The sequence below is a fragment of the Flavobacteriales bacterium genome (assembly GCA_020635395.1).
In the GTDB taxonomy this organism is placed as follows: Bacteria; Bacteroidota; Bacteroidia; order NS11-12g; family UBA9320; genus UBA987.
This window is the reverse complement of record JACJZV010000002.1, coordinates 525,078-537,816: the sequence shown is the minus strand read 5'-3', so window position 1 is coordinate 537,816 and position 12,739 is coordinate 525,078. Positions and strand designations below refer to the sequence as shown.

9 protein-coding genes are annotated in these 12,739 nt (G+C 37.0%); 5 read left to right on the top strand and 4 right to left on the bottom strand.

Annotated features, from left to right (window positions below; genetic code table 11):
* Nucleotides 1-60 precede the first annotated feature (60 nt).
* Entirely contained in the window at nt 61-822 is a 762-nt protein-coding gene (locus H6607_08535) for a DUF4476 domain-containing protein (GenBank protein ID MCB9262405.1), read from the bottom strand.
* 249 nt (nt 823-1,071) lie between these two features.
* Here H6607_08535 and H6607_08530 point away from each other — a divergent pair, with 249 nt between their 5' ends.
* The gene (locus tag H6607_08530; GenBank protein ID MCB9262404.1) at nt 1,072-1,656 is read left to right on the top strand and encodes a transglycosylase SLT domain-containing protein; all 585 of its coding nucleotides are present in this window, start codon (nt 1,072-1,074) and stop codon (nt 1,654-1,656) included.
* Here the strand turns inward: H6607_08530 and H6607_08525 are convergent.
* Complete coding sequence (locus H6607_08525; protein MCB9262403.1) at nt 1,653-4,745, bottom strand: ATP-dependent helicase; 3,093 nt, start codon at nt 4,743-4,745, stop codon at nt 1,653-1,655. The two genes, H6607_08530 and H6607_08525, sit on opposite strands and share 4 nt — an antisense overlap.
* 173 nt (nt 4,746-4,918) lie before the next feature.
* On the opposite strand from H6607_08525, the gene H6607_08520 reads away from it, so the two are divergent.
* Genes H6607_08520 through H6607_08510 form a run of 3 tightly spaced genes read left to right on the top strand, consistent with a single transcriptional unit; the run spans nt 4,919 to nt 9,192 of the window.
* Nucleotides 4,919-5,458 carry a sigma-70 family RNA polymerase sigma factor gene (locus H6607_08520; protein ID MCB9262402.1) on the top strand — a complete coding sequence of 180 codons (540 nt, stop codon included), beginning with the start codon at nt 4,919-4,921 and terminating at the stop codon, nt 5,456-5,458.
* 6 nt (nt 5,459-5,464) lie between these two features.
* Nucleotides 5,465-6,772 (top strand): hypothetical protein, encoded by a 1,308-nt coding sequence (locus tag H6607_08515; protein MCB9262401.1) that lies wholly within the window; start codon nt 5,465-5,467, stop codon nt 6,770-6,772.
* Complete coding sequence (locus tag H6607_08510; GenBank protein MCB9262400.1) at nt 6,769-9,192, top strand: T9SS type A sorting domain-containing protein; 2,424 nt, start codon at nt 6,769-6,771, stop codon at nt 9,190-9,192. Before H6607_08515 ends, H6607_08510 begins: the two co-directional genes overlap by 4 nt.
* Nucleotides 9,193-9,195: 3 nt before the next feature.
* Here H6607_08510 and H6607_08505 read toward each other — a convergent pair whose 3' ends face one another.
* Entirely contained in the window at nt 9,196-9,903 is a 708-nt protein-coding gene (locus H6607_08505) for a ComF family protein (protein MCB9262399.1), read from the bottom strand.
* A 91-nt stretch (nt 9,904-9,994) separates the two neighbouring features.
* Here H6607_08505 and thiL point away from each other — a divergent pair, with 91 nt between their 5' ends.
* Entirely contained in the window at nt 9,995-11,029 is a 1,035-nt protein-coding gene (gene thiL / locus H6607_08500) for a thiamine-phosphate kinase (GenBank protein MCB9262398.1), read from the top strand.
* A 12-nt stretch (nt 11,030-11,041) separates the two neighbouring features.
* Here thiL and H6607_08495 read toward each other — a convergent pair whose 3' ends face one another.
* Entirely contained in the window at nt 11,042-12,739 is a 1,698-nt protein-coding gene (locus H6607_08495) for an ATP-binding cassette domain-containing protein (protein MCB9262397.1), read from the bottom strand.

Below are 12,739 nucleotides of genomic sequence, written 5' to 3'. Positions count from 1 at the left end.
AAATGAAAAGCCCTCCGCCGCGGCGGAAGGCTCAATTATATGTAAAGAGTATTAAAAGAGTTACCTTTTTGTTTTTCTGGCTGACGACCCAATGAATTGGTCAAGTTCTTTTACGCTGCTGCTGAATGTAAAACTTCTGTTTACCAACAAATAGTTTTGTGGGTCAATCACCAAATTATAGGAATATTTTGCCAATTCAAGTTTTGACTTGTCAAACGACATCATGGTCATTAGCTCTGCAATTTCGCTGCTGGTGGCAGAGCCACCAGAGGCAAATTGTTTTGCAACAATCAACTTTCGGTCGTCAAAAGTGGCATCTGTCATTTGCGATTTTGTGGTTTCAAAAAGGTTTTCACCACGCCCGCCACGTCTTTGAGGTTCGTTTCGCTGCGGATACCTTGTTGATGGTCGTGGATTGGTGCGAACATCGGGTTGTCTGCGGGGTGGGTCTAATCGCTGAATTTGACTAATTCTTAAGTTGTAATCATTAGTCAAATAAGCAAAAACCGCCGAGTTAAATGGGATGTTGATAGACCCGTTATAGAGAACTTCTCTGCCGGATTGTCCACCATGGCCATGTCCATGGCCATGGCCACGCCCATGATTGTTGTTGAATGTTTCAGTAATTCGAATGCTGTGAGTGCCTGGTCGCAAATTGTACATGTCAAACTGGCCTCGAACATTGGTGTATCGAACACCATCAACCACTACCACAAAATTTCCATCGTTAAACAGGTCAAGGTGCAATTTGGACGCTGCGGCTTCTGCCGAGCTAATAAATCCAAACACCATTAGAATAATAAGAGTAAAAGTAGTTTTCATAATAACCTCCATTTTTAAATTTGAAGTTTGTATTTCGAAAGCTGTTCCCAAAACAAAATATCATATTTAAGTTACTATTATTCAAATATTTATGGAAATTTTAAGTAAATTATTGTGTATTTAATTATGGACAAATTGATGCACCCATTTATCACTAAAAGTGACTTTTGCAGAAAAAAAAGAAACCTTTCGGCAGGTTGGCATTAAAATTGAAACCGCATTTCGGATTTTAATAAGTATGTTTGCGTTATGTCGAAATGTTTAGTTACCTTTTTTCTTGTTTTTGCAAGCTTTTCAGCATTTTCTCAACAAAAAAAAGACACCATTTTGCCCGATGGCAGAAGAGCCACTTTTGAAGTAGAAGTTGTGCCTTGTCCGTGCGATAGTGCAAAACATGATTCTATTTCCATTAGTTTAAACCAATGTCACGACACAACAACTTATCTTTTACTTGCTCGCTCTATCTTTGATGTTGCCGACTCTATTGCGTCATCAATGGGCGTGCCACCAAAATTGGTCTATGAAATTGGCATGAATGAAAGTCGTTGGCTTAATCCGTATGATTTCGACTACTTAATAAAAGATGGTGATTTGCAGGTTATTGATCGAACGTTTCACCATTTTTATAAAAAATTGGGGTTAACCGGAGGTAAAACCAGGTATAACTATTTGGTGGTTGCCATTTATTATCTTAAACAAAACTACGACACCTATCACAGTTGGAAAAAGGCTCGCTATGCCTATGGCCGTGGCATGTGGAAACCGGAGAGTCAATGGTCTTCTTTGGAGCGGAGCTTTATGAATAAAATAGATTGGAGTAAATACGACCATTAATCATAGTGATTTGAAATAAAATTGCACCAATGGCAATCTTCCTTCCCACAGCCAGGAGAGAACTTTTTCTGTAATATATTCTGATACGTGTTTTTTATTACATTTCGCATAAAATACTGATTTTCAGATGTAATAACTATTTTGCTGGTGGTAAATTCTCCTGTTTCAATCGGTTCCACAAAGTCCATTTCGCCGCTTATCATTTTTAGGTTTCGGGTTTTGTCATAATCCAAAAGCAGAGAGTAAAACATGATTTGTCGCCAATAACTACCTCCAAATTGTTTTTCAATTTCGATATCACCTTCGGCACCTAAAACCGGTGGTTTCAACTTGTTCTTGGCATTGTCAAACGAACCTGTTTTATAATCCACCACGTTGGCGGTGTTGCCAGATATTTCTATTTTATCCAACTGGCCTTTTATGGGCACACCATCTATTTCCACTCGGTCAATAACAACTTCAGTTTCTATTTTTTCTATTGTTTTCCAATTTTCAATTTTGAAAGGCAGATACTCGGCCAAAATATTTTTGCCTAAGCTCAAAAAATCTTTAAACAACTTGTCTGAAAAAACGGCCCGTTCTTTTTTAAGGTAAAACTCATACAAATCTGTCAGTTTTTTCGTGGTTGCTTCTTCTTGATTTTGGTTGAAAATTTTCATGATTTGATCGAGCGAATTGTGAATGGCCGTACCAAAACTCATGTACACATTTTTTGCCGAAGGAACTCTCAGAATATTCTGAAAATAGAACGTGGTTGGGCACTCCAAGTAGGTGTTTAAATGGCTAACACTCAGTTTGTAGTTTTGCAGATATTCGTCCAAAAACGGGGCATCCAGCAGCTGCCTTTCGACAAGTTGTGGCTGGGCAAATACAGCATTTATTTTTTGAGCAGCCATATCAAAATCTATTTCCGGTTTTATACACACAACGGAGGCGGTGGCTTGCTCCACTGCATCTAAAAATTCACTTCTTGCAATTTCTTTTCCTTTTTTATCTGTTTGAAAATGCGTGAGATAAAGCTCAGTTTCGGCACGTGTCATAGCCACATAAAAAAGCCTCCTTTTTTCTTGAAGCTCTGCCATTTTATTGTCGGAAGCCAACAGTACAGACGGGTTAAAACTCGTATTTCTGGCTCGCTCTTTCTCCCAAGCATCAGCGTTGCAGCGTAAAACAAAAACGGTTTTAAATTCTAATCCTTTGCTGCTGTGGGCTGTAGTGAAATTGACTCCTGATTTATCGTAAACCACATTTTCTTTGCTCATAAAAATGTAGTGTTGGTTCATTAAGTCTATTTTTTCAATTAGCTGATGCACTGAGAAACTATCAGACAAATTGGCTTCATTTTCTACAAAATTTAAAAACGAAACAACGCTTTCAAGTTCAAAAACAAAATGATTTTGATGCATAGCATAGTCACTAATTTTTAAATCAACCACCAATGTTGTTACCAATCTAAAAACTGACTCGGTGGCAGCCATACTTATGTATGATTCCAATAATTTGGAGGCTTTTGAAACATTTTCTTTTTGTTGTGGTGAAATGCCCAAAAAATCTGTGGAAATGGTGTTAATCTGGTTTAAAAAGTCACGCCACGATTTGAAGGGTTGTTGATTTTTGTTCAAATAATACGACAACCGAGCAAGTGTTAAAGGCTCTATTTCAAATTGTGAAAAGTGTAAAATTCTAAAAAATTCTAAGTCGGCAGAAAAGGGGTATTTTACTTCCTGAGCCAAAAACCGCAGAATGCTGACGAGTTTTTCAACCGATACAGATTTCAGTACATTCTCGCTGCGTTTTAAGAAAACCGGAATATTTTCGGATTTCAACATTTTTGCAAGCACCTCACCGTGCTTGTGGTTTTTGTAGATAACTGCAAAATCGGATGGACTTGACCCTTCATTTATTTTGTTTTTTATTTGTTCGGCCACCCATAACGCCTCGTGATATTCGTTTTCAAATTCAACAATTTTCACTTTCTGGCCTTTGTTTTCGGCATCAAGAGCAGCCGTCAGGTTTTTGTCGATATTGCCAATATAATGGATAATGCGATCCTCATTTTGATCAATAAGAGCCTTGGCCGCATTTAATATATGTTGTGTTGATCGGTAGTTTTCCGTAAGAACAACAGATTGTAAATCATTTTTGTATCGCACCGCAAAGTCAACAATGTTTTTTACCTCGGCACCCTGAAATCGGTAAATGCTTTGGTCGTCATCGCCAACCACAAAAGCGTTTGGAGCATCCCAATAGTTGAGCAACAAATGCAATAGGTCATTTTGCGACCCGCTGGTGTCTTGATATTCGTCCACCAATATGTAATGAAATTGTTCTTGATATCGAGCCAGAGCATAACTGTTTTTAGAAAACAAGTCGATGACCCATAAAATCATGTCGGTATAATCGTATCGATTATTTTTTTCTAAAATATCTTGATATATCGGATAAAGGCTACCCGCAGCGTTTAGTTGATCCAGTTTGTCGTCAATTTCATTAATTTCTTTCATCTTTAAATCGCCGGCCATGTTGTTGCCCGATTTTCTCTTATATCGATATTGTTCGCTGTTCCTAATCTCTTCTTTTTTTTCGGTTGTTAACTTTTCCAATTTCTCCACCGAAATATTCTCCCGTTTCATCCAGTCAAAAAAATCTCTTAGCGATTTTACCAAATTGGCCACATTGCCTTTCATTTTTTTTAGCGGATGGCTTTCATCAAGATTTATGGCAATGTCTGTAATAAATTCGATTGCCTCCAAATCACCAACAGGGTCAAGATTTTTATAATCAAAGTGTTGTGGATTTTCTTGAATAACTCTGTTGCAAAACCCATGAAATGTATGAATAGAAACTCTATGTGCTTCGTTGCCAATAAGTTGAACCAGCCTTTTACGCATGGCAATTGTTCCGGCATCAGTATAGGTAAGACAAAGAATATTTTGAGCGGAGCTGTCGGTTTGCTGAAGTATATTGGCAATGCGGGCAGCCAATATTTGGGTTTTACCTGTGCCGGGACCCGCCACAACCATTACTGGGCCATCAATTGCGTTTACTGCTTCTAATTGTTTTGGATTTAAATTTTCGAGGTGTTGCATTGGTCAAAAATATGCAACCCACTTTTTTTGACAGCTCATTTTTACTAAATGTGGATGTTTTTTTATTTTTGAACAATTAATTCAATGCCAACAAAATATAGGCGGGAAAAAATTCTAAAAAATTTGCAACCTTTTTTTAAATCGGTGTCTATCACACTAAATGAGCAGTCATTTTGAGCAACGATGAACAACTTGTAAAGCTTTGCATCGAGAAAAACAGAGAAGCTCAAAAGATGCTCTTTGAGAAGTACGCTTCGAGAATGATGGGCATTTGTTTAAGATACACGGCAAGCAATGAGGATGCAAAAGACATTTTGCAGGAGGGATTTGTAAAAGTTTTTACAAAACTCGACTCCTTTAACTTTGGCAGTAGCCTTCAAACATGGATGTCTCGCATTTTTACCAATTTGGCAATCAATCATATCACAAGAGGTAAAGCAAAATATACTCATGTGGATATTGAAGAAACCGAGCAATTGGCTTACGAAGATTCTTCTGAAGATATGGAAAAATGGGGAGGCTTAACTTCTGAACAGATTTTAGAACACGTTCAACAACTTCCTGACAAATATAGAGTGGTGCTGAATATGTATGCCATAGATGGCTACTCGCACCAAGAAATAGCAGATCAGTTGGGGTTGACAGTTAATAATTCGAAAAGCCGCTTGTTGAGAGCAAGAGCTATTTTGAAGGAAAAAATTAGAATGAAATAAAGACAGTTGGAAGAAAGAAAAGACATATTTGATGATTTACTCAAAAGCCAATTAGAAGGCTTGATGGGTGATGTGTCTTTTGACGAAAGCTGGTCGGCTATTTCAGAAAAACTTGATTTGGTTGATGGTAAAAAACGCCGTATCGCTCCTTTTTGGATTTGGGCCGCAGCAGGTCTTGCACTTTTAGTTGGCGGATATGGTGTGTTTAAATCTATGAATCATGGCAAAACACACGAAACAAATCAAAATGTAATAGCTGAAAAGAGTACAAACAAGAAAATAAAAATTAATAAAAATACATTACCTACTGAAGTTCCTGCAGACGATCAGGCAAATGAATCAAACCAACCCGAAAAGAGAAATGCAAAATTTAAAAGAGTTGATGAGTTGGAAAACCAAAGCACTGCTGATGGTTCAACTCCATATCGTTTTGCTTACCAAACAATCAATCTTCAACCTCGACAATACTTTTTAATTAATAAAAATATTGTGCCATTTGGGAAAGTGGCACTCAATTACTTACCTACTATAAATAAAACAGTAGATTCAGAGTCCGAGTCTTCTCCTCGTAAGGGCTGGAGAAGGCCGGACTTTTCTACAAACACAAGTCCTTGGGAGTTTGAGCTTACTGCTTCTCCATCATTAGTAGGAAAATTGGTAAACTTAAATACTGTAAATAGTTGGTTGATAAACCGAGATTATAAAAGCGTTCTGAACATGGAAGGCAAAAGTTTTGGCTATCAAGTAGAAGCAGAGGCCAACTATATGCTCAAGAAAGGATTTTACCTTAGTTCAGGTGTTGGTTTGAATCAAATAACCGAGTCTATAAACTATAACTATATAAACAAGACCTTTGTTCAAGTGGATATGACCACTGAAAAACTAAGCTATAACGAGCGTCCACCAAATGCCTTTGATACTATTAGTTATAATGGTATTAACAGCTACAAGTTTATAGAGGTGCCTTTAAGAATGGGCTTTGTGTTGTTGAATGATAACAAAGAATTAAGCCTGCGTGCCGAAACAGGTTTGAAGTATATGTACCTTACCAATATGTCAGGTTTTAAGGCGGACGAAACTTACCTAAGTTTGGAAAACCTTCAATCGCAGTTTGACAAATACAACCGACATGGGGTTGGATTCACTTCATCCATAGGCATATACAAACAGTTAAAATCTGGTTTTGAATTAGGAGCTATACCTTATTATAACATAAATCTGTCATCTCTTAGAAGAAATGATGCAGCAATAAAAGTAAAGCCGTATAATTATGGTTTCAATGTAAGTTTGCACTATAAACTATCGAGTAAATGAAAAGGCTAATAAACATATTGACATTGTGCATGTTGGCATCATTTGCTAAAGGGCAAGGTATGTATAAACTTGGCTTTGGAAACGAAGTAGGTCAAGTGCAAACCGTGGCCCAAAGAAACGGAGATTTATACTTGATAGAAGTGGATGCCGCGGCAAACTATCAAATGAAAAAATGGGATGGTTTGAATTATACTGATTTTGGTGTATTGCCTCTGCCCAAACACGGATATGGAATAAATGGAGAATTCAAAATTTGTAATTCCGTATGGCATAATAACTCATTGTTCGTCTTGGGGAAATACGCAACAGGCCACAAATCATCTACCCCAAATATTGTAATAGAGTGGGATGGAACATCATGGAAAAATATTTCAGACTCTAATGTCACGTCGGCTTACGATGTATATGAGTTAATTACCTATCAAAACAAATTGACTTTGGTGGGTAAATACAAAAAGAGCAATGTATTGGTGTATGACGGTATTGGTTGGGTAACATCCGGAGGAGTTTTAACCTCAGACAAACTGAATGATTTTGTTTTGGATGTAGAATCTTACAAGGGAAAATTATATGCCTGCGGAGATTTTACGCAGCAAACAAACTCTTTCAAATACCACATTTCTGTTTTTGATGGAGATAATTGGGTGCCTATTAAAAACCCACCTTTCTTAAATGAAAGCTACAAATTTGGTTTGGTTGACGACAAACTTTTGTTATGTGGCAATCAAAACTTATTAGGCGACTTTGTAAAGGTATTCGATGGAAACACATGGGATAATATTTCTGGGTTGGATTTGAAAGATATTGAGGTTATTGAATTCTGGGATGTGGTTGAGTATAATGATGCCATCTACATCACAGGTTTATTTGCCGAAAAAGGGGACTTTGAAAAGAGATTTAATTTGTTGACTTATCGGGCAAATAAATGGTTCTATCAAATTGGGAATGCTGTCAGTTTACCTTTGAAATTGGCCGTTGGCAGTAAAGGAATTTATGCATACGGAAGTTTTGAAAGTGGTTTGGCACATAATATTGGTCAAATAATGGAGGGTTACTCCATCATTGGTGGCAGAGTTTTTATTGACAAAAATGCCAATTGCACTTATGATGAAGGTATAGACTATTACTATGGAGGAGCGGTTATTACACTCAATCCTGGAAACTATAAATTTATAACCAATGCCGATGGAAGTTATGAAATTCCGGTAAAAAATGGTGTATATGATTTGGCTTATACTCCCGACAATAAGCATTTAGATGGCTGCATTTCCATCGAAAAGATTTCCGTAGCTAAAACCGGAAATGTTAAAGCCTCTGCCGATTTCAGAGCAGTCGAAAAGCCTGATGTCGTGGATTTGGATTTGAACGCTAATTTGAAAAACGGTTGGAAATTAGTTCGAGGTAAACAGAATGAGATAAAACTTTCGGCTGTAAACAACGGAACAGTTTCCATAAATGCTGCAAACCTAAATTTGAAAATGGGAGATTGGTGGAGTAGTGTAGAGTTTATGCCAAAACCAGATCTTCAAAATGGCAATGAATATGTGTGGAAGGTAGAAGATTTGGGCGTTGGAAATACCTTTGAAATAATCATTTCCGGTATTATTCGACCCGACATTGAGCTGTACAATGATTTCTGTTTTACTGGAGATGTGCATGGCACCCAGACTGATATTGATGGTCAGAGCAGACAAACCGAGCAATTTGAGTCGGTTGATAGCTTGGAGCCATTCTTGAAACAATCCAACCTGGGAAATTGGTTTACCCTCTCCGAAAAATACGTGGAGTATCAAATCAGATTGAGAAACGATGGAGAAAACACTATTAATTCCTTGAGAATGATTGATACGCTTGATGCAGATTTGCCGATTGATTATAACAAGTTATTCTATATCGATTACAATCTTGGGCAGACATTTACTGAAAAAATAACGTATGCACCAACCGCCGATGGCAAATACAGAATGATTCGGGAATGGGAAACTTCGGATGCAAACATTTTGCCTGAAAATAAGGGTAATGACGAAAATGTAGGTTACGTTTTCATGAAAATACCACTTATTACTTCTGAGTTGAAAACTGGTATGGAATTCTGCAATCAGGCTTGGCTATTTATCAATAATAAAGAGCCAAATAAGTCAAATGTGGTTTGTTCGAACGCTGCAAGTGTTGGTGTGCCAAGAACTCCGAAAAAATCTACCATTGAGATTTATCCAAATCCAAGTTTTGGCTTGGTTTACATAAAAAATGTGCAATCCGAAAATTTGGAGGTTGAAATATTCGGCATTACCGGACAAAAAATGCGGGATTTCCAATTGGCTAACGGAAAGACGTTAGAACTTAGCACTTCTTCGTGGGCTAAGGGTGTTTACTTTGTTAAAGTAAATGGCTTTGATTCATACAAGCTGATTGTTCAATAAATCTTAATCGCTTACTGCTAAGGTGGCAATGCTTATTTTATTGGCATTTGCCTTTTGTATGGCTTCAATGCATGCCTCCATCGTGGCTCCGGTAGTAAAAACATCATCAATCAGCAAAATGTGTTTGCCTGATACAGACTTTGGAATATTTACCGAAAAAATAGATTCCACATTTTCCCATCGTTCTATCCGGTTTTTTGTGGTCTGACTACTATTGGCGATATTCCTTTTTAATGCTTTGAAGTCGGTTTTTTTACGTAAACTTTGTGCAATGCCCTCTGCCAATATTTCAGACTGGTTAAAACCACGTTGCATTTGTTTTGAAATGTGAAGCGGTATTGCCATTACTACATCCACATCGGCAAGCAAATCAACCTCTTTTAATCGTAAACCAAATCTTCTGCCCATTTCCATTCCCAATATTTTATCGCCATGATATTTGAAACGGTGCATTATTTTTTGAACTTTATTTTGTTTTTGAAAAAACAAATAGGCCGATGCATGTTCAATGCCACATCGGGCGTGCATAGAGTTATATATTGGATTGTTATTATACTCCCAATAAAGGGTTTTGGGAAGAGATGCATCGCAGCCAATGCATATACCCGATTCTCCTTTTACAAGACCATCTCCGCACAAAAAACAAAGATTTGGATAAATTAATTGAACGAATGATTTCCATGATTTTGAGAAAGGTTTAATGATATTCATAGAGCAAAGTTAAAGCAGAATTTTGAAAAAGGTTAGGGGTATTTGCCCCATATAAAAATATGCCTTGTTTGAAATAAATTAACTTTGCCCAATGTTTGAAAATAAAGAGACGACATCACTCGAAAATCTGGGAGAATTTGGATTGATAAAGCATTTATCCGCTCATATTAAATTGCAAAATATAAATACACAATTGGGTATTGGCGATGATGCTGCTGTGATTTCTTCCCATGGCAAAATGGTAGTTGTTAGCACGGACATGTTGCTCGAAAATGTGCATTTTGATATGATGTACACCCCATTAAAACATTTGGGTTATAAAGCTGCAATTGTGAATTTGTCGGATGTTTTGGCCATGAATGCCATACCAACACAATTGACTATATCCATAGCTTTGAGTAGTAAATATACCTTAGAAGCCATTGAAGAATTGTATTCAGGCATTATGTTGGCATGTCAAAAATACAAGGTTGATTTGGTTGGTGGCGACACAAGTTCATCGCACAAAGGATTGGTAATAAGCGGCACAGCCATTGGTTTTGCCGATGAAAATGAAATTGTAAAACGAAGTGGAGCAAAAGCAGGAGATTTACTTTGTGTAACAGGCGATTTGGGTGGAGCCTATATGGGATTGCAACTTTTGGAAAGAGAAAAAAGGGTTTTTTTGGAGCACAAAGACATGCAACCCGACCTTAAAAACCATGATTATATTGTCGGAAGACAGCTAAAACCCGAGGCTCGATTAGACATTATCAATCAACTGAAGGAGCTTAATATAAAGCCAACCTCCATGATAGATATTTCCGATGGACTTGCTTCTGAAATTTTTCATTTGAGCGAACAATCGAAGGTAGATTTTAGCATATACGAGGACAAACTTCCCATTGACCAAGATACCTATAACATGGCGGTAGATTTTGGCATTGACCCAACCACGGCGGCGTTGAATGGAGGAGAAGATTATGAGCTATTATTTACCGTTTCTCAATCCGAACACGATAAGATTAAAAACAACCCCGACATTTCCATTATTGGTTACGCAAAAGAAGTCGGTATGAAAAATCAGCTTATTTCAAAACAAGGAAATGTTTATGACTTGAAAGCTCAAGGCTGGCAACATCTATAATCTTATGTAGGTTTAAATCGAGGTATTAATCAAATTCCCGTCTTTCATTTCAAACTGCCTGTCGGCCATTTTAAGCACCGTTGTATCATGCGAAACCATAATAATGGTGTGACCTTGCAAATGCAGTTTTTTAATGGTTTGCAGAACTTCATTTTTAGAAAATTCGTCAAGGGCGTTTGTGGCTTCGTCAAAAATAAAAATGGAGGCATTTCTATAAAGAGCACGGGCAATTGCAATCCGCTGTTTTTGTCCGCCCGAAATTTGATTTCCCAATTCACCCACTTTTGTATCGGCCTTGTGGGGCAATTGATTTACCCAGTCAAATAGCTGAACTTCTTTTAGAATATTAGTCAATTTGGCTTCGTTTATTTCTTCATTTTTGAAAACGATATTTTTTGAAATGGTTTCATTTAACAAAAAGACATCTTGTTTCACATATCCCAATTGGTTCTGCCAAGATCTAGAAATTTGATTCAATGGGTGTCCGTCAATTTTTATACTTTCATTATTTTCAGGTTTATAAAAGCCCAAAAGAAGATTTACCAATGTTGTTTTGCCCTCACCTGATGGTCCGAAAATTCCTACAAAATCTCCTTTTTTGAAGGTTTCAGAAACATTATTTATTACCTGCCTACCTTCTCCAAAACGGTAATTTAATTGATTTAACTCTATTTTTTGATTGAATCGAAAATCAACACCCACATCTTGCACAACCTCATTCCTTTTGATTGAAACAAAATCTATGATAGAAGCAAAACTGTTAAAGGTGCTTATAGCCCCTATAATTCTTGTTATCGAGGGCAACAATCTGAAGGCAACCGAGGCAAAAAATGCCAAAACCATCATGGCCGATTGAACCTCTGTTTGAGACAGATAAATGGCGGTAATGAGTATCGAAAATATAGCGGCAGTTTCCATTAAACGGGATGGAATTTGGTTGCTTATCCAGATTTGATTTATTCGCTCATTATGCAGTTTTTGACGAATTTCTCTATAATTATACAAATATTCATTCTCCATATTCATCAGTTTGATATCCGAAAAACCAAAAACGGAATTGGAAATAAGGTTATACATTTTTGGCATAAATTCTTGAATGAATTGCTCATGCGTAGCCAATTTTTTGTTGGAAAACCAAATTAAAAATAGAGCTACAGGAACGATGAATAACAGAATCCAAATAACCAAAATGGGTTTGTAGAATAATAAAATAGCTAAAGCCAAAACAACAAAAATCACCTCAGAAATGGCCAATAGTATGGGTTGTATAACCAATGTTGGCAGCGAATTAGTAACAGAATTGATGGCGTTTAATCGCTCATTGCTGCTAACCTTTCTTTGCTCTTGAAGGCCGCCCACAAAACCTTGCATAAAGCTAAGGTCTGCCATGCTTGAGGTTATTGAAAAAACCTTTTTTAACTGATACTTTGAAAGAAATATCTGAAAAATATTCTTAGCCAAGAATAATACTGCAAGAATAATGAGTGGTAGCAATTTTCCCTCGATAGAAATGAATGAACCCACGTAGCCATTGAAGGTATCAGGCTGAACAATAAAGAGAATAAATAAATAAAGGATTGCTAAACCAACTATGTCTGCCACAATGGATACAACACCGAGGGCAATCAATCGGTTGAAAATAGAAATTTCCTCTGCCGAGCTGACTGTTTTCAGCTTTCTAAAATTGTTAAAAACAGTCGAAAATTTCAA